The sequence below is a fragment of the Ilumatobacter sp. genome, from assembly GCF_049588435.1.
Classification (GTDB): Bacteria; Actinomycetota; Acidimicrobiia; order Acidimicrobiales; family Ilumatobacteraceae; genus Ilumatobacter_A.
Map to the genome: position 1 here is coordinate 1 of NZ_JBAVYV010000032.1, position 17,438 is coordinate 17,438.

The following is a 17,438-nucleotide window of genomic DNA, read 5'->3' on the forward strand; positions in this document are numbered from 1 at the left end:
GGTGATGCCGGGTGACAATGTCGAGATGACGGTCGAGCTCGGGAAGCCGATCGCGATGGACGAGGGTCTGCGGTTCGCGATCCGTGAGGGTGGCCGCACCGTCGGCGCCGGCCGCGTCACCAAGATCCTCAAGTAACGATCACTCCGTGATCTATGTGTGGGCATCTCGCCCGCACACGAATGCACGACACACTCGATCGGCCGGTCCCGCCGGGACCGGCCGGTCGGTGTTCTCAACGAAAGCGAGGCCGACATGGCCAAGAGTGACAAGCGGGTCAAGGTGACCCTCGAGTGCACCGATTGCAAGCGGCGCAACTACATCACCATGAAGTCCAAGGTGAACGACCGCGAGCGGCTCGAGATGCAGAAGTACTGCAGCAACGAGCGCAAGCACACCTTGCACAAGGAGACTCGCTGACGCGAGTGGTGGCCGAGACCCGCAACCCGGGTGTCGGGAAGGCGCTGGTACCCTGGCGCCTTCAACCTCTCCACAGAGGGCAGTAGCTCAGCTGGCTAGAGCATCGGTCTCCAAAACCGACGGTCGTGGGTTCGAATCCCTCCTGCCCTGCAGAGTTCTCACGAACTCGCCATCCATCCGTATTCGACGATCGAAGAATCGCAGCAACTCACCGTGTCACTGGACGACCTCAACCGCGAGCAGAAGCGCCACCTCAAGAAAATGGGCGCGCTCGACGAAAAAGGCAAGGTTCAGAAGGCGCCGCGGCAGCAGCCGAAGAAGAAGCAAGATCGCGTCGGACCCGTCCAGTACCTCCGTGAGGTCCGCGATGAGATGCGCAAGGTCGCGTGGCCACAACGCCCCGCGATCGTCCGGTACTCGATCGTCGTGCTGATCACGGTGATCGTCTACACCTCCGTCGTGGGCGGGCTCGACTATCTGTTCGGCTCGTTCGCCGAATGGTTCTACTCAACGTGAGCGACATGACCGACAACAACGACACCAACCTCGACGACCTGGACGCGCAGCTCAGTGCTGTCGCGTCCGATGCCGACGCGTCGACGGCCGCGCTCGAGTCTGCAGTCGCCGAATTCGCCGACGACGCGGACGCCTCGGTGGCCGAGACGCTGCCGACCGACGACGCTCCGCTCGAGGGCTACGAGAATGCAGCCGCTGCCGCCATCGACGAGGTCGCCGCTGATCCTGCCGCCGAAGCGGACGCACCCGACACCGAGATCACGCCGGCGTCCCCGGCCGATCTGCTGCCCACGGGCGACGCGAACCTGACGGCCGAAGCCGATGAGCAGGCACTGCTCGCCGACGACGTCGCAGGCATCAAGGAAGCCGCCGCCGACCTCCTGCCGACCGGTGCCGCCACCACCGACGATTCCGACGATCCGGTCGCGGACGAGGAGAGCACCGACGACGCCGCTGCCGACGAGGCGAGCACCGACGAGGCTGCCGCCGTCGACGAGTCCGAGGCTCCGCCCGAGATCGACGATCCGAACAAGCGTCCCGGAAAGTGGTTCGTGGTCCACACCCAGAGTGGATACGAGAAGAAGGTCACGGCGAACCTGAACGCCCGGATCCAGTCGATGAACATGGAGGACAAGATCTACGAGATCGTCATCCCCATGGAAGAGGTCGACGAGTACAAGAACGGCAAGAAGCAGACCGTCATGAAGAAGGTCTTCCCGGGCTACCTGTTGGTCCGCTGCCGGATGGATGACGAGTCCTGGTACTGCGTGCGCAATACCCCAGGCATCACCGGTTTCGTCGGCCAGCAGCAGAAGGGCCAGAAGCCCACGCCGCTGTCACGCCGTGAGGTCAAGACCTTCCTCACCCCCAAGACCGACGGCGTCGAGGCAGCTCCTCGCCGCAAGGCCAAGCTCGACTACGAGGAAGGCGAGAGCGTTCGCGTGAAGGAAGGCCCATTCGCCGACTTCACCGGCGAAATCGCCGAGATCAATGCAGATCACATGAAGCTGAAGGTCCTCGTCAACATCTTCGGCCGCGAAACGCTGGTCGAGATGGACTTCAGCCAGGTCGCCAAACTGTGACCCCAGCGGGACACAGCATCGCGACTTCACCCCACCCCAACTGACGAGAACACGAAGAGAGAATTCACATGGCCAAGAAGAAAATCATGGCGGTCGTCAAGATCCAGATCGAAGCCGGCAAGGCGAGTCCCGCCCCGCCGGTCGGTACGGCCCTCGGCCCACACGGCATCGCGATCATGGACTTCGTCAAGGCGTACAACGCCCAGACCGAAGCTCAGGCCGGCACCGTGATCCCGACCGAGATCACGATCTTCGAGGACCGCACGTTCTCGTTCGTCCTCAAGACCCCGCCCACCTCGACGCTGATCCGCGAGAAGGCCGGTCTCGACAAGGCTGCCCACAACCCCGGCAGCGAGACCGCCGGTTCGATCTCCGAGGCCCAGGTCGCCGAGATCGCCGAGATCAAGATGCCCGACCTCAATGCGGTCGACATCGAAGGCGCGAAGCTCCAGGTCCGCGGCACCGCCCGGTCCATGGGCATCGAAGTCCTCTGAACCTGCGCGTCGGTGCCAGGCACCAACGCGCATTTTGAACATCTATCAACACAGTCTCGACCGGAACCACCTCGGCCGGCGGACTCAACACCGAGGGAGACAATCCATGTCCGGAAAGAAATTCAACGACGCACTGAAGACGTTCGATCGTGACTTCATGTACGCACCGAAAGAAGCGGTGACGCACGCGAAGAACACCGCGACCGCCAAGTTCGACGAGTCGATCGACATCGTCGTCCGTCTCGGCGTCGATCCCCGCAAGGCCGACCAGATGGTCCGCGGCACCGTCGCACTCCCCGCCGGCACCGGCAAGGACGTGCGGATCGCCGTGTTCGCAGCCGGCGAAGCCGCCGACGCAGCCCGTGAAGCCGGAGCTGACTTCGTCGGCGCCGACGACCTCTTCGAGCAGGTCGAGGGCGGCATGATGGACTTCGATCTGGTGATCGCAGCTCCCGACATGATGCCGCTCGTCGGTCGCCTCGGACGCTCGCTCGGCCCGCGCGGCCTGATGCCGAACCCGAAGACCGGAACGGTCACCCCCGACGTCGGCAAGGCCGTCGAGGAGTTCAAGGGCGGCAAGGTCGAGTACCGCACCGACCGCTACGCCAACGTGCAGGTCCCGATCGGCAAGGCGAGCTTCGAGGAGTCCGCACTGCAGCAGAACTTCTGGGCAGTGATCGACGAACTGAACCGCGCCAAGCCGGCGTCGGCCAAGGGTCGGTACATCAAGAAGGTCACCGCATCGGCCACGATGGGACCCGGCGTGCGCGTCGACATCTCGCGGCTCAAGCCCGACCCCGACTGACACCACTCGATTTCCTGTCGAATCCCGGCAGATCGTGACGCCACCCGTCGCGATCAGCCGGGATTTCGTCGTTTTCCGACTCGGGTCCACGACGGGTGCATTCCTACGATGACGCGCATGAACCAATCGACGGCTGCGCTCCTCGACCTGTCCGGGAAGGTGGCCGTGGTGACCGGGTCGGCGACCGGAATCGGTGAGGGCATCGCACGCACGCTCGCCGACGCAGGAGCCGATGTGATCGTGGCCGACATCGACACCGACGGTGCCGGGCGCGTCGCGGACGATATCGGTGGCGCCGCGCTCGACCTCGACGTCAGCGACGCGGCGGCCTGTGCCCGTCTGCTCGGCGAGGTCGGCGAACGCATCGACATCCTCGTGAACAACGCCGGTTCGTACCACGAGGCCGGGAGCATTCTCGACCAGAGTGTCGAGTCGTGGAACCGGTCGATCGAACTCAACCTCGCGAGCCTGTTCCACTGCTCCAAGCCGGTGGCGGCACGGATGGTCGAGCAGGGTGACGGCGGGGCGATCGTGAACATCGCATCGGTCGACGGTCTGCTCCCGTGCCTCGGTACCGGCTACGACTCCGCCAAGGCCGGAGCGATCCATTTCTCGCGGAGCCTCGCGGTCGATCTCGCACCGCACGGCATCCGGGTCAACGCGGTCAGTCCGGGTGTGATCCCCGTTCCGACGCTCGACAGGATGCACAGCGGTGAGATCGAGCACTTCTGGCCCAAACAGCCGTCGGAGAGCGGGTTGATGGGGCCGTTGATGTCCCAGAGATCGGCGAACGTGCCGCTCGGGCGGAAGGGGACGCCGAGCGACATCGGCCAGACGGTGTTGTTCCTCGTGAGTGAACTCTCGAGTTACGTCACCGGGCAGAACATCGCCGTCGACGGCGGATGGACGCTGGTATGAGCACGACACCCGAATCGGCAACGCACCCCAGTTCACTCCTGCGGCTGCTGCTCGACGAGCGCGACATCGTCGCCGTCGCGACGCGCTACTGCCGGGTGCTCGACACGAAACAGTGGGACGGACTCGCCGAGGTGTTCCTTCCCGACGCGACAGCACAGCTCGGGAACCCGACGGAACTCGCAGGGCTCGATGCGATCACCGACCGGATCCGCGCCGCCCTCGAGAACCTCGACGACAGCCAGCATCTCGTCGGGAACCACGAGGTGACGGTCGACGGGGACGCGGGCACCCACCGGTGCTATCTCCAGGCGCAGCACATCCGCCGGGTTCCCGACGGGAGCCCGAACTACATCGTTGCCGGGCGCTACGAGGACCGCCTCGTGCGAACATCCGACGGATGGCGGATCGCGCACCGCACGCTCACGGTCATGTGGACCGAGGGCAACGTCGCCGTCGTCCGCGGCTGACAGCGCCGAGCAGCTGGTCGGGCGCTCGGAGTCAGCTCATGACCCGATGTCGGTGTCCTTCCAGCCGTTCCAGTACGTGACGGACTCGGCCGGTTTCCGCGTCGCGGGCTTGAAGTCGTCGCCGGTGTAGTAGGCGGTCGGGATGCATGCCAACTGGGTGACCGTGTCGGGGATTCCGAGTGCTTCACCGACCTCTCCGGCGTACGGGAGGTGCAGCGTCGTCCACGCGGTACCCAATCCTCTGGAACGCGCGGCGAGGCAGTAGCTCCAGACGGCCGGCAGCGCCGACCCCCACCATCCGGCCTGAGCCTCGCCCGTCTCACCGGCATCGCGTGGCGAGCCCAGGGCACAGGGGATCGCCAGCACTGGAACGTCTGCGAGGACCTCGGCGAGGTGGGTGCTCGAGTCGATGATCGGATTCGACGCCGCCGCGTTCCCTGCCTTCGCCACCGCCTTCTTCTGCGCGGCGATGTACGGCGCGTACGACCGTTGGTAGGCATCGGCGATGACGGCTTTGCGTTCCGGGTCGTCGACGATCACCCAGCGCCACTTCTGGTAGTTGCCGCCGGCGGGTGCCTGCGTCGAGATCCGCACGCAGTCGAGCACCAGGTCGCGAGGAACGGGCCGGTCGAGGTCGAGGCGCTTGCGGACCGCGCGGGTGGTGGTGAGGAGGTGGTCGGTCTGCGTGAGGTCGAAGTCCATGTCGTCTGTCTACGCGAGTCATCCGCGGACCGTCGAGTGGGAGTACCTGAACGGTCATTCGGTAACGTCGGCGCCGATGAGTGAGATCGCCAACCCCACCCCCACGGTCGAGCAATTGTGCTCGATCGAGGCATGCCGCGAGGCCGCGCGCCGATACTCCTACGGCCTCGATCGTCTCGACGGTGACGTCATGAAGTCGGCCTACTGGCCCGATGCGATCGACGAGCACGGTCGCTTCAACGGCAATGCCTGGGAGTTCTGCGACTACTGCGTCGGGAGCCACGACAAGTGGACCTGGACCATGCACTCGATCTACAACCACCGTGTCGAGATCGACTCCGACATGAAGAACGGGCGCGGTGAGGCCTACTGCATCACGCACCTCTTCGACGAGGAAACGCGGATGATGTCGACGTGGTACGGCCGCTACCAGGACACCTACGAGTGCCGCAACGGTGAGTGGCGGATCGCGCATCGCGTGTGCGTCCACCATTCCAACACGAGTGAGCACGTCCCCGAGACGATGGGGATCGACGCGAGCCTGTTCCGTCAGGCCGAGTTCGACCGCCCCGCCGCCGGCCGACGGATGGGGCCCTGATGCCCGCCTTCGCGAAACGACGTGCGGCCGAGGATCCGACCGGCTTCGCGCTGGTCGACGCCAGCCGCGAGTACACCTGGTCCGAGGTCGACGAAGCGCTGAACCGTTGCGCGAGCCGCCTGCTCGCCGCCGACGAGCGCGGCGAGCTGGGTCCACAACATCGGATCGCGGTGTTCGCGGAGAACGCCGCCGAGACGGCGCTCGCGCACCTCGGGGGCCTCCTCGCCGGGGCCTCGACGGTTCCCGTGAACTTCCATCTGACCGCGTCCGAGGCCGCCTACATCCTGAGCGATTCCGAGAGCGGCATCGTCTTCGTCGGTCCCGAAACGGTCGAGCGCGGAATCGCGGCGGCAGCGGAGGCCGGGGTCGACACCGTGATCGGCTGGGCATGTGACGGCGTCGACGGCGTCATCGCGTGGGACGAATGGCTCGCGGGTGGCGTGAACGACGATCCGCCGGACTCGATCATCCCGCTGCCGAACCTGCTCTACACCTCGGGCACCACCGGACTTCCGAAGGGGACCGAGCTGCCGCCGACGATGTTCGCCGGCGGTGTCGACATGGCCGAACACCTGGAGCGTCTCGCCGAAGGTGGCTTCGCCGGATTCGGCACGCACCTGGTGGTCGGGCCGATGTATCACACCGGTCCGTTGTCGGGAATGCGTCTCCTGTGCGCCGGGGTGTCGTCGGTGATCCTCGACAAGTTCGACGCCGAGGCGACGCTCGCCGCGATCGACCGCTATCGGACCGAGTCGACCGTGATGGTCCCGACGCACTTCGTGCGCCTGCTCGCCCTGGACGAGGGCGTCAAGGCGAAGTACGACGTCAGCTCGATGAAGATGATCGCCCACACCGGAGCGAAGTGCCCGATCGATGTCAAGGCGGGCATGATCGAGTGGTTCGGTCCGGTGTTCCGTGACGCCTACGGAGCCACCGAGGTCGGCACGGTCTGCGCGATCACGAGCGAGGAATGGCTCGAGCACCGGGGCTCGGTCGGGCGATCGATTCCCCCGTTCCACGCGGTGGTCTTCGACGACCAACTGAACGAACTCCCGCCCGGGACGGAGGGGCGACTGTTCTTCCGTGACGACACCGGGCGCGGCATCGTGTACCCGAACGATGCGGACAAGACGGCGGCATCGAATCCCGAACCCGGGCTGTTCACGCTCGGCGAGATCGGCTACATGGACGATGACGGGTACGTGTTCATCACCGACCGTTTCAACGACATGGTCGTGTCGGGTGGCGTCAACATCTACCCGGCCGAGGCCGAACTGTTGCTGATCGACCATCCGGGTGTCGCCGACGTCGGCTGCATCGGCGTCCCGCATCCCGACATGGGCGAGAAGCTCGTCGGGCTCGTGATGCCGACCGACCCGGACTCACCGCCCGACATCGACGAGTTGTCGAGTTGGCTGCGTGAACGGCTCAGTCACTACAAGTGCCCGCGCGAGTATCACGTGGTGGCCGACCTCGGTCGAACGACGATGGGCAAGATCAACAAGCGCCGGTTGCGAGACGCCTGGCTCGCCGGAGAGCTCACGTCGATCACGACCTGAGGACTTCGTGACCTGATCAGGCTCCGACGGCGGATACCCCGGTCCACAGCAGGTGGGTGAGGTCGTCGGCGAGGGTGTCGATGTCGCAGTAGTCGTCGCGCAGCCACATCAACGAGACGATCTGGAACGCTCCGATGATCGCATAGGACCAGGTACGCGCGGCAGCGGTGTCGAGCCCGGCTTCCTCGCGTGCAGCGGTGAACGAATCGAGCAGTTGCTGCGCGGAGCGGTCGACGAGGCGTTGGACGACGGCCGTCTCGTGGCTTCCGCCGTTGACGAACAGGAACAGGTTGCGATCGGCGTCGATCGCCGCGAGGTAGCCGCGCACGGCGCTGCGGAAGTCGTCGCGGGGCTCGCCACCCGAGCCGAGATGGAGGGTGACGGCGGCGTTGACCCGGTCGATCAACATCTCCGACAGCGCGTTCGTGAGCGCTTCCTTGTCACCGATCGTGCGATACAGGATCGGCTTGGTGACCGTCGCAGCCGCTGCGATGTCGACCATCGTGACGTCGGGACCCCGCTCACGGATCACCGCCGTCGCGGCAGCGAGCAGCTGTTCGCGGTCGACGATCACGCCTCCGCCGGGGGGACGTCCGGGCCCACGCTTCGGGCGGGCCGTTGACCGGGATTCGACGCTCACCCCGTGGACGGTAGCGGGCTCGCGAAACAAAATGTTACTGCTGGTAAATATTGCGGGGTCGCCAGTGTTACCTTCAACACATGACCGTGACCGATGACAGCACGACGATCGACTCGACCACCGAACTGCCGTGGCACCTGCGTGGGAACTGGGCCCCGGTGCTCGACGAGCGCACCGACCAGGAGCTGCGCGTCGAAGGGAACATCCCGCCGGAGCTGAGCGGCAACTACGTGCGAACCGGCCCGAACCCGGCGTCGGGTTCGTCCGACCACTGGTTCTTCGGCGACGGCATGGTGCACGGGATCCGACTCTCGGGCGGCAAGGCCGAGTGGTATCGCAACCGCTTCATCCAGACCCCGAACATCACCGATCCGCAGGGCGATCCGATGGCGACCATGGGCGACATGACGCGCGGTACGGGGAACACCCACGTCATGCCGCACAACGGCGAGCTGCTATGCCTCGAGGAGGGCCACTGGCCCTGGCGTCTCGACAGCGAACTCAACACGCTCGGCCCGCAGAACTACGGCGGCGCGCTCACCACCTCGATGACCGCCCACCCGAAGGTGTGCCCGGTCACCGGTGAGCTCATCGCCTTCAGCTACCTGAGTGCCGAGCCGCCGTTCCTGAACTACATCCGGATCAGCGCCGATGGCGTCCTCCAGCAACTCGAGGGCATCGACATCCCGAACATGGTGATGATGCACGACTTCAACGTCACGCGGAACCACGTCGTGTTCATGGACCTGCCGGTCTGCTTCGACCTCTCGATGCTCGAGAACGGATTCCCGTTCAAGTTCAACCGCGACGCCGGTGCGCGGCTCGGCGTGATGCCCCGCAACGGGACCAACGCCGACGTGCGCTGGTTCGAGATCGACCCGTGCTACGTGTTCCACCCCGTCAACGCGCACGAGGACGGCAACACGATCGTGCTCCACGTGTCGCGCCAGCCCGAGGCGTTCGGCTCGAGCAACGACGACTATGCCGAGGTCGGGCGGCTGTGGAAGTGGACGATCGACCTCGACGCCGGAACCGTCACCGAATCGCAGATCGACGACCGTCCCGGTGATTTCGGCCGCGTCGACGACCGCATGATCGGCCTCGACGCGCGATACGGATACCTGATGGCGCTCGCCGGTGAAGGCAACTCCGAAGAGCCTGTCTACGGCTCCGCATTGTGGAAGTACGACCTCACCACCGGTATCTGCGCGGAGCATCACCTGGGTGACGGAGTGCGCGGCGCCGAGCCGGTGTTCGCTCCCGCATCGGTCGACGCGGGCGAGGACGAAGGTTGGGTCATCAGCTTGACCCACGACACATCCTCCGACCAGTCCCGACTGATCATCGTCGATGCCCAGGACTTCTCGGCACCGCCGGTCGCCACCGTGCACCTGCCGCGCCGCGTGCCGTACGGAGCGCACGGCAGCTGGGTGCCCGACACCACGATGGTCTGATCCCGCCGATCCCCGACCGGAGCGTCGGTCGACGACCTCTGATTCGACGCGCCCGGTCCGACCTCCTAGCGTCCGGGTTCATGACACCGACACCGGGCCCGATCGAGCGCGCATGAGCCACCATCCGTTGCTGCATCCGTTCGCGTCACCGGCGACGCCCGAAGCGGACTTCGTCGACATCGTCGCCGGTTCCGGCGCGGTCGTCTCCGACTCGCGGGGAAACGACTACATCGACGCGCTCGGCAGCCTCTGGTACTGCCAGGTCGGTCACGGGAGGACGGAGATGCGCGACGCGATCGTCGCTCAGCTCGATTCCATCGCGGCCTACAACGTGTTCGATCCGTTCACGAATGCGCCGGCAGCGCGGCTGGCCGAGATGATCGTCGAGATCTCCCCGCATCCCGACGGTCGGGTCTTCCTCGGGACCTCGGGCTCCGAGGCGATCGACACGGTGCTGAAGATCGCGCGACTGACGCATCGGTTGCGCGGTGACGACGATCGTCAGATCGTGATCACCCGGACCGGTGGATATCACGGGACCAACTTCGGCGGGACCTCGGCGCAGGGAATCGCGCTCAATCGCGAGGGCTGGGGCGATCTCGTGCCGCACTTCATCGAGGTTCCGAGCGACGACATCGAGGCGCTGGCTCGGGTGTTCAGCAAGCACGGTCCACGCATCGCCGCCTTCCTCACCGAACCCGTCCAAGGGGCGGGGGGAGTGGTGATGCCGGCCGACGGCTACCTCGCATCCGCCCGCCGGTTGTGCGATCAGCACGGTGCATTGCTGATCGCCGACGAGGTGATCTGCGGTTTCGGACGGACCGGCAACTGGTTCGGCTCACAGACGTTCGGAGTCGTTCCCGACCTGATCACGTTCGCGAAGGGTGTCACGTCTGGTTACCTGCCGCTGTCGGGAGTCATCCTCTCCCGCGAGGTGTCTGCGACGCTCGAGACGGTCGACGGCCTTCTGCGGACCGGGTACACGTACTCGGGGCACCCGACGTGTGCAGCGGCCGCGATCCGCAACATCGAATTGATCCGCGACGAGAACCTCTGCGCCCGAGCGGACCACATCGGACAGGGCCTTTCCGCAGGCTTCGCCGCGATGCGCGAGGACGGACAGATCGACTCGTACCGGGGTGTCGGAGCGTTGTGGGCGGTCGACCTCGGCGCCGACGCGGCTTCCGCTCGCGCCGCGCTCCTCGATCGCGGGGTGATCGTGCGCGTGATCGGCACGGCACTCGCGATGTGTCCTCCGCTGGTGATCACCGACGTTCAGGTCGCAACCGTCCTGGACGCCCTCACCGAGGTCCTGTCGAATCGCTGAGCGGCCCGCCGGCGAACCGGCCGAGGTCGGGGAACCTCTATGCCATTCGATCCGCGTTGTCAGCTCGGTCGGTCGAGCGCCGCGGCATCGCACTATCGTCCGCGAGATGGCGCGTCACGACTATCACCGTTATCTCAAAGCTGTCCCGTTGTTCGCAGATGTGGACGATGACGATCTCGACGTGGTCGGCGCTGCCGTCACCGAACTCTCCTTCAGCGCCGGTGACGTGCTGATGCGGGCGGGAAGCTCGGCGCGCGAGATGGTCATCGTGCTCGACGGTGAGCTGTCGGTGCTCCTCGGGGAGACCGAGATCGCGACGATCGAGCCCGGTGGGTTCGCGGGTGAGATGGGGTTGCTCGCGGGAGCGCCGCGCAACGCCACCGTCACCTCGAAGACGGCGACGCGGGTGCTGCACATCGACAGCCGCTCGTTCGACAACGTCCTGAACGAGGCCCCTCAGATCGCCGTCAAGATGCTTCCGGTCGTCGCTCGACGGGTCGTCGAGAACAACGCCCGCACGTCCGATTGATCGACGATCGGTTCAGCGTTCGACGTACGGAGCGAGCAGCTGGTTCATCCGGAGACGCTCGGGAATGTTCTCCGAGCCGATGATCCGGTCGATTTCCTCGTGGAGATGCCAGATGCGGCGTTCCTGGTAGTTGATCGGGATGCCGCGCAGGGCGGGTGACTCCATCGAGCGCTGCATCGGGGCCATGTTCATCTCGTCTTCGGCCATGATCTGGTTGTAGACCCGGCGGCGGGCGGCCCAGGTGTCGGAGAGTACATCGGGGAAGCGGTCGGCGCCCTCCGGTGGGAGCGCGTAGTAAATCCAGTCGAGGCGCGTCGTGTTCTTGTCGACGGGCCAGAAGATGTTGATCGGGAAGCCGATCCGGCCGAGCGGGATGATCGTGTTCGGGAACAGGCTCACCGCGGTGCTGGTGCAATCGACCATGCCGGGAACGCCGTCGATCGTGCGCATGCCCGCTTGGTCGAGGTGCTTCCAATCGTCCCAACTCGCGAGGCCCGCCCGCTCGACGTTCTGCTTCGAGTAGGGCGTGATCATCCGGCTGTGGCCGTGTGGGTACAACCCCATGGCCGCACCGCGGTTGTCGAGCACGCTCACCCCGTCGTGGGAGTGGATGTGACGGAAGTGGTACACCTCGAGGAACGCCTCGGCGGTCACCTTCCAGTTGCAGGGAACGATTCGTGATTCGCGGTACACCTCACGCAGTTCCGACGTCTGGAATGGATCGAGCATCTCCTTCAGCGGGCCGATCCAGTCGTCGAGCGGTGTGGCATCGAGATCGCGGTTGACGAAGATGAACCCGCCGTACGCGTCACAACTCGCCCGCGGGAGGCAGCGCTGCTCCCAGTCGAGGTCGACGAAGTCACGCTCGTCGGGAACCGACACCAGGGTCCCGCCGTCGACCTCGTACGTCCACGAGTGGTACTGGCAGCGGAGACGTCGAGACGATCCGCGCTCCTCGCGGACGACGGGGGCGCCCCGATGCTGACAGGTGTTGTAGAAGCACCGGATCGTGTCGTCGGTGCCGCGCACGATCAGGAGTGGGACGCCGAGGTCGTCGAACGTCATGTAGTCGCCGGGATTCGGCACGTCTTCGACGCGACCCGCGATCACCCATGTCTTCGTCCAGAGATGTTCCTGCTCGAGATCGTGGAAGAGCGTGCTCGTGTGACGCTCGGTCGAGATGTCGTGGAACGCCGGGAAGCCCTCGGGCGGGGCGGTCCGCGCGAACTCGTAGGCCATGTCGGAACGGATCTTCTCGATCAACCGTTCATCCATCGGTGTTGCCATGTCGTTGCTCCCGGGTCCGATCACGCTGTCGGCGGTTGGTGACGCCTCCGCTTCACGGAGATACCGACGACCCGTTAAGTTTCGCTGGTCGGCGGCACGAACCACGAACGCAACCGCTCCGGCGGTGCGGCGCGGGGCGTGGACGTCCCCGTCGACGAGGCGACAGGGGGCCGATGCAATGACCGTTTCGATCGACACGTGGATCACCGACACCGAGATCAGTACTCGCTTTCCGTACTACACGCGGGCCAACGCCGATGAGGTCGGTCCCGAGCCGTTCAGCCCGCTCGGATGGAGCCTCGGCTGGGCGAAGGGGTGCGTCCCCGGTGTGGCCAACGGGTATTGCGCGTTCGGTGTCCTCGAACCCGAGGAGTACGCGGTCGATCCGCCCGAGGTGTTCGGCAACTGGGGCGGCTACTTCTACAACCAGCTGTCGCTTCCTCGCGTGATGGGCGTGCGGATGCCCGGCGCGAGCCCGGAGGCGATCGACCTCGCGTACTTCGGTGATCGCCCCGGCGTCCCCAAGTACACGGAACATCCCGACGACGAGAGCGAGGAGCAGAGCCTCAAGCTCGCCGAACGGATGGGCTGGGTGATGAGCACGTCCGACTTCCCCGCGCAGGAGGAGGCGTCGCGCGTCGCGCGGCGTCTGGTTCGCGAGCGGCCCGACCTGTCGGCCATGTCGAACGAGGATCTCGTCGCGCGTGCGCGCGACCTCATCACCGAACTGGAGATCAGCTGGACCGCCTACTGCCAGTCGGCGCTGGCTGCGTCGCTGGGTCCGGGTGCGGTGCAGGCGATCTGTGAAGCGATCGGACGTGGACCGGACGCGGTCAAGGTGATGACGGCGATCGGTGGGGTCGAGTCGGCCGATGCCGGTGTCGTCATGTGGGACCTGTCTCGGCTGGTGAAGAACTCGCCGCCGCTGACCGCGGAGTTCGACGCGGGCGTCGACGGGATCCTCGATCGGCTCGCGAGATCCGACGACCCGGACGCGGCCGCGTTCGTCGCCGGATGGGCCGAGATGATCGCTGTCCACGGACATCGGGGTCCCAACGAATGGGATCTGCGGGCGCACTCGTGGACGACGAAGCCGTCACTCGCACTCGGGATGCTGGAGCGGCTGCGTCTCCAGGACGATTCGAAGTCGCCGTCGGTCGCGCACGAGCGTGGCGTCGCCGAACGGGAGCGGCTCACCACGGAACTGCTGGCGCTCGTCGAGGGTGACCCCGAGGCGCACGGCGGGCTTCAGGCCGGAATTGCGTCCGCGTCGGTCTTCTACGGGATGCGCGAGATGGGCAAGAATGCCTGCATCCGGTTGATCCACGAGGCGAAGCTCGCGTTGCTGGAGGTCGGGACGCGGATGGTCGACTCCGGTGTGCTCACCGGCCCCCGCGAGATCTTCATGCTCCTCGATTCCGAACTCGACGGTTTCCTCGCCGAGCCGTCCACGATGGCCGACACGATTCGCGAACGCGAGGCGATCTTCGCCGAACTCCAGACGCTCGAACCGCCCTACATCGTCAAGCTCGAGGACGGCGTCCCACCGATCTCGACCTGGACGAAGCGCGGCGGGGGGAGTGCTCCGACGGCTGCCCAGGGTGATGTGCTGCAGGGAACGATGGGCGCACCCGGCGTGGTCAGGGGGACCGCTCGGGTGATCCTCGATCCGTCGGACCCGGGTGCGGTCGGACCGGGCGACATCATGGTCGCACCCACCACGGATCCATCGTGGGTGCCGCTGTTCCTGGCCGCCGAAGGAGTCGTCGTCGACGTCGGCGCAGTCGCCAGCCACGCGGCGATCATGTGCCGAGAACTCGGTCTCCCGTGTGCGGTCTCGGTCGTCGACGCGACCAAGCGGATCCCCGACGGCTCGATCATCGAGATCGACGGGTCGACGGGTACGGTCACGATCGTGGAGCTGACATCATGAGCATTCTCGACCGATTCGCACTGTCCGATCAGGTCGCCGTCGTGACCGGCGCCGGCCGCGGGATCGGTGAGGGGATCGCGATCGGCCTCGCCGAAGCCGGGTGCGACGTGGTGCTGACCGCTCGACGAGAGAACGAGATCGAAGCGGTCGCCGAACGCTGTCGGGCGCTCGGCCGGCGCGCGTTGGCGATCGCCGGCGACATCACCGACGGCGACTTCGTCGACGAGTTGGCCGATCGCTCCAAGCAGGACATGGGCAAGGTCACGCTGTGGGTGAGCAACGCCGGTGGTGCCGACGACCGCACGCCGCGCCACCTCGCCGACATGCCCGACCGCCAGTGGGACTACCAACTCGACCTCAACCTGCGCGCCGTGTTCACCGGCTCGCGGGCCGCAGCCCGTGTGCTCGAGGACGGCGGCTCGATCATCAACATCTCGTCGGGAGCGGCGCTGAAGCCGTCCCCCAACAACGGTCCCTACGCGGTGGCCAAGGCGGGCGTCGACAGCCTGACCCGAACGATGTCGACCGAACTCGCGTCACGCGGGATCCGGGTCAACGGCGTCGCCCCCGGCCCGGTCCCGACCGAGGTCTTCATGGAGTTCTTCGGGGCATCCGACGAGGACATCCCGGCACTCGGCAAGAAGCTCGGGATCCCGCTCGGCCGCCTCGGTACCCCCGATGACGTCGCCAATGCCGTCGTGTTCCTGGCATCGGACGCGGCATCGTGGGTCACCGGTCAGACGCTGCTCGTCAACGGCGGCAACCGGTAGTCCCGGTGACCTTCGCATGTCAGCGATGACGCCCGACGACATCGACGCGTTCTTGGTCGAGCCGCGTGATGCGGTGCTCAGCGTCGTGCTCGGATCCGGACGCGCGATGGGGACACCGATCTGGTTTCGCTGGGTCGACGGCGTCGCGCGTTTCCAGAGTCCGACCACGTCGTCGAAGACCGCAGCGCTGCGCTCCGTGGGCCGCGCCAGCCTCTGCGTCCACGAGCAACCGTTGCCGGTCGCGCGATACGTGACGTTGGAAGGCCCGGTGCGCGAAGTCGACTTCGAACTCGACACCGACATCGCCGCGGCCGCCCGTCACTACCTCGGCGACGATGCCGACGCCTTCGTGCGTGGGATCCAGGCTGCGCTCGACTCCGGCCGCCGTTGGGCCAGCTTCGAACTCACCCCCACGTTCCTCGAAGGCAAGTCCCAACACCTCGCCTGACGCCGGCCCACCTGACCCACACCAAACCTGACTCCACCCCCCACCTGACTCCACGCGCTGGTCGATGGGAAATTTCGTGGGATCGTGACGGGGAGCGTCCAGATCCCCCGAAATTTCTCCGCGCCGAGCGAGGCCCGCGTGAAATCTCGTCGAATCGTGACGGTGGGCATCACGATCCCACGAAATTTCCGAGCGGCGGCGGGGGTGTTCCGGGGTGGCTCGGGCGGCTCGGGCGGGGTGGGCGGGGTGGACGGTCGGAAGAGTTGAGATGGGTCAGGCGCCGCCGGCCCACCACTGTTCGAAGTGGGGGAGGACGATCCGGTCGACGAGTTCGACGATCAGCCCGGTCGGCGGTTGCACGTAGGTGAAGATGCCGTACCCGTTGCCGTCGGCGGGGTCGTTCTGTGCGCCGACGAGCGACCAGCCCGCGGCGATCATGGCGTCGGTGTCTCCGGTGACATCGTCGGACCAGATACCGACGTGATGGGCACCTGTGCAGCCCCGACCATCCCAGAACGTGTCCGCAGGACCTTCCAGCAGCTCCACGTGCTGGGGTCCCTCGGCCGAGTAGGTGAACGTGAGGTGGATCTCCTGCAACCCATCATCGGGTGTCCAGAGGGTCTGGGCTGGATTCTCACGCACCGCCGCCCAGGTGAGGCCCATGCTCTCGCCGAGTTCGTCCATCGCCTCGGTGAGATTTGGGACACGGATGCCGAGGTGGAACAGGTCCTGGTAGTTCATCATGTGCAGGGTCCGATCGTGTCGCTCAGCCGGCGGGTGTGTCGAGCGCTGCAGGATCGCGGAGAAGGTCGGCGATCGAGCGGCAGAACTCGGCGGCGGGTGCACCGTCGAATGCACGGTGATCCCAGGTGAGGCTGAGTGTGATCCGCTTCGTGGCCGAGACGGTGCCGTCGTCGCCGAGGACGAGGTCGTCGCGGAGTCGGCCGACGCCGAGGATCGCCGTGTTCGGCGGGTTGATGACGGGCGTGAACCCGTCGACTCCGAACATGCCGAGCGTGCTGACCGAGAACGTTCCCCCCTCGAGGTCGGGAAGCGCGAGTGACCCGGCTCGCGCCGCGGTGGCGAGCCGTGATGATTCGCTGGCGAGCGAATCGAGATCGCGGGTCGCGGTGTCGCTGATGACCGGCACGATCAATCCACCATCGAGCGCCACCGCCATCCCGACGTGAACGTCGGGAAGCAGCGCGATGCCGTCGTCGGTGATCTGCGAGTTGACGTGGGGATGCTCGACGAGTGCTCGAGCCGCTGCTGCGATCACGTAGTCGGTGTAGCTCGGTGCGCTACCTTCGGCCTTGCGGCGCGCCCGGTCGGCCACGATCGCATCGAGGTCGGCGTCCATGAACAGCGAGAGTTGCGCCATCTGGGTGAGCGACTCGTGCATGCGCTTGGCGATCGTGCCGCGCATCCCGCTGATCTTGGTGATGGATGTGGGTTCCTGCATCGCCGGCGCGAGTGCCGGTGCCGCGGGCT

At 66.2% G+C, this 17,438-nt stretch carries 20 protein-coding genes, 1 tRNA gene and 1 pseudogene; 17 read left to right on the forward strand and 5 right to left on the reverse strand.

Going from position 1 to position 17,438, the window contains the following annotated elements:
- From tuf to WBV89_RS00900, 9 genes and pseudogenes are all read left to right on the forward strand, one after another.
- Nucleotides 1-136: pseudogene (gene tuf, locus WBV89_RS00860) on the forward strand (elongation factor Tu); the annotation flags it as partial.
- Between the two features lie 117 nt (nt 137-253).
- Complete coding sequence (gene rpmG, locus WBV89_RS00865) at nt 254-418, forward strand: 50S ribosomal protein L33 (RefSeq protein WP_040494339.1); 165 nt, start codon at nt 254-256, stop codon at nt 416-418.
- Between the two features lie 76 nt (nt 419-494).
- Nucleotides 495-568: transfer RNA gene (locus WBV89_RS00870), tRNA-Trp, on the forward strand.
- Nucleotides 569-631: 63 nt separating this feature from the next.
- Nucleotides 632-934, forward strand: a complete 303-nt coding sequence (gene secE, locus WBV89_RS00875; protein ID WP_423979450.1) for a preprotein translocase subunit SecE — start codon at nt 632-634, stop codon at nt 932-934.
- A gap of 5 nt (nt 935-939) precedes the next feature.
- The gene (nusG, locus tag WBV89_RS00880; RefSeq protein WP_423979451.1) at nt 940-2,016 is read left to right on the forward strand and encodes a transcription termination/antitermination protein NusG; all 1,077 of its coding nucleotides are present in this window, start codon (nt 940-942) and stop codon (nt 2,014-2,016) included.
- A 68-nt stretch (nt 2,017-2,084) separates the two neighbouring features.
- Nucleotides 2,085-2,510: a 50S ribosomal protein L11 gene (gene rplK, locus WBV89_RS00885; protein WP_423979452.1), complete on the forward strand. Its 426-nt coding sequence runs from the start codon at nt 2,085-2,087 to the stop codon at nt 2,508-2,510.
- 106 nt (nt 2,511-2,616) lie between these two features.
- The gene (gene rplA / locus WBV89_RS00890; RefSeq protein ID WP_423979453.1) at nt 2,617-3,315 is read left to right on the forward strand and encodes a 50S ribosomal protein L1; all 699 of its coding nucleotides are present in this window, start codon (nt 2,617-2,619) and stop codon (nt 3,313-3,315) included.
- Nucleotides 3,316-3,432: 117 nt separating this feature from the next.
- Nucleotides 3,433-4,233, forward strand: coding sequence for an SDR family NAD(P)-dependent oxidoreductase (locus WBV89_RS00895; RefSeq protein ID WP_423979454.1), 801 nt, complete (start codon nt 3,433-3,435; stop codon nt 4,231-4,233).
- On the forward strand, nt 4,230-4,700 hold the full coding sequence (locus WBV89_RS00900; RefSeq protein ID WP_423979455.1) for a nuclear transport factor 2 family protein: 471 nt from the start codon (nt 4,230-4,232) through the stop codon (nt 4,698-4,700). The genes WBV89_RS00895 and WBV89_RS00900 overlap by 4 nt, the downstream gene beginning before the upstream one ends.
- A gap of 36 nt (nt 4,701-4,736) precedes the next feature.
- On the opposite strand, the gene WBV89_RS00905 is transcribed toward WBV89_RS00900, so the two are convergent.
- A complete protein-coding gene (locus WBV89_RS00905; RefSeq protein ID WP_423979456.1) occupies nt 4,737-5,402 on the reverse strand; it encodes a nitroreductase family protein in 666 nt (221 codons plus the stop codon).
- 76 nt (nt 5,403-5,478) lie between these two features.
- On the opposite strand from WBV89_RS00905, the gene WBV89_RS00910 reads away from it, so the two are divergent.
- Nucleotides 5,479-6,000 carry a nuclear transport factor 2 family protein gene (locus tag WBV89_RS00910; RefSeq protein ID WP_423979457.1) on the forward strand — a complete coding sequence of 174 codons (522 nt, stop codon included), beginning with the start codon at nt 5,479-5,481 and terminating at the stop codon, nt 5,998-6,000.
- Nucleotides 6,000-7,559, forward strand: coding sequence for an AMP-binding protein (locus tag WBV89_RS00915; RefSeq protein WP_423979458.1), 1,560 nt, complete (start codon nt 6,000-6,002; stop codon nt 7,557-7,559). The genes WBV89_RS00910 and WBV89_RS00915 overlap by 1 nt, the downstream gene beginning before the upstream one ends.
- A gap of 16 nt (nt 7,560-7,575) precedes the next feature.
- Here the strand turns inward: WBV89_RS00915 and WBV89_RS00920 are convergent, their stop codons facing one another.
- Complete coding sequence (locus tag WBV89_RS00920) at nt 7,576-8,199, reverse strand: TetR/AcrR family transcriptional regulator (RefSeq protein ID WP_423979459.1); 624 nt, start codon at nt 8,197-8,199, stop codon at nt 7,576-7,578.
- An 80-nt stretch (nt 8,200-8,279) separates the two neighbouring features.
- On the opposite strand from WBV89_RS00920, the gene WBV89_RS00925 reads away from it, so the two are divergent.
- From WBV89_RS00925 to WBV89_RS00935, 3 genes are all read left to right on the forward strand, one after another.
- The gene (locus WBV89_RS00925; protein WP_423979460.1) at nt 8,280-9,653 is read left to right on the forward strand and encodes a carotenoid oxygenase family protein; all 1,374 of its coding nucleotides are present in this window, start codon (nt 8,280-8,282) and stop codon (nt 9,651-9,653) included.
- Nucleotides 9,654-9,765: 112 nt separating this feature from the next.
- Nucleotides 9,766-10,980 (forward strand): aspartate aminotransferase family protein, encoded by a 1,215-nt coding sequence (locus WBV89_RS00930; RefSeq protein ID WP_423979461.1) that lies wholly within the window; start codon nt 9,766-9,768, stop codon nt 10,978-10,980.
- 106 nt (nt 10,981-11,086) lie between these two features.
- Nucleotides 11,087-11,509, forward strand: a complete 423-nt coding sequence (locus WBV89_RS00935; RefSeq protein WP_423979462.1) for a cyclic nucleotide-binding domain-containing protein — start codon at nt 11,087-11,089, stop codon at nt 11,507-11,509.
- A 12-nt stretch (nt 11,510-11,521) separates the two neighbouring features.
- Here WBV89_RS00935 and WBV89_RS00940 read toward each other — a convergent pair whose 3' ends face one another.
- Nucleotides 11,522-12,994 carry an aromatic ring-hydroxylating oxygenase subunit alpha gene (locus WBV89_RS00940; protein WP_423979463.1) on the reverse strand — a complete coding sequence of 491 codons (1,473 nt, stop codon included), beginning with the start codon at nt 12,992-12,994 and terminating at the stop codon, nt 11,522-11,524.
- On the opposite strand from WBV89_RS00940, the gene WBV89_RS00945 reads away from it, so the two are divergent.
- From WBV89_RS00945 to WBV89_RS00955, 3 genes are read left to right on the forward strand one after another with little or no spacing between them, the layout of a single operon-like run.
- Complete coding sequence (locus tag WBV89_RS00945) at nt 12,975-14,729, forward strand: PEP-utilizing enzyme (protein ID WP_423979464.1); 1,755 nt, start codon at nt 12,975-12,977, stop codon at nt 14,727-14,729. The genes WBV89_RS00940 and WBV89_RS00945 overlap by 20 nt on opposite strands.
- A complete protein-coding gene (locus WBV89_RS00950; protein ID WP_423979465.1) occupies nt 14,726-15,499 on the forward strand; it encodes an SDR family NAD(P)-dependent oxidoreductase in 774 nt (257 codons plus the stop codon). The genes WBV89_RS00945 and WBV89_RS00950 overlap by 4 nt, the downstream gene beginning before the upstream one ends.
- Before the next feature lie 25 nt (nt 15,500-15,524).
- Nucleotides 15,525-15,947, forward strand: a complete 423-nt coding sequence (locus tag WBV89_RS00955; RefSeq protein WP_423979466.1) for a pyridoxamine 5'-phosphate oxidase family protein — start codon at nt 15,525-15,527, stop codon at nt 15,945-15,947.
- A gap of 273 nt (nt 15,948-16,220) precedes the next feature.
- Here WBV89_RS00955 and WBV89_RS00960 read toward each other — a convergent pair whose 3' ends face one another.
- Both WBV89_RS00960 and WBV89_RS00965 read right to left on the reverse strand, forming a co-directional pair.
- Complete coding sequence (locus WBV89_RS00960; protein WP_423979467.1) at nt 16,221-16,688, reverse strand: VOC family protein; 468 nt, start codon at nt 16,686-16,688, stop codon at nt 16,221-16,223.
- Nucleotides 16,689-16,713: 25 nt separating this feature from the next.
- A partial coding sequence (locus tag WBV89_RS00965; RefSeq protein WP_423979468.1) for a 2-oxo acid dehydrogenase subunit E2 occupies nt 16,714-17,438 on the reverse strand: 725 nt, incomplete at its 5' end.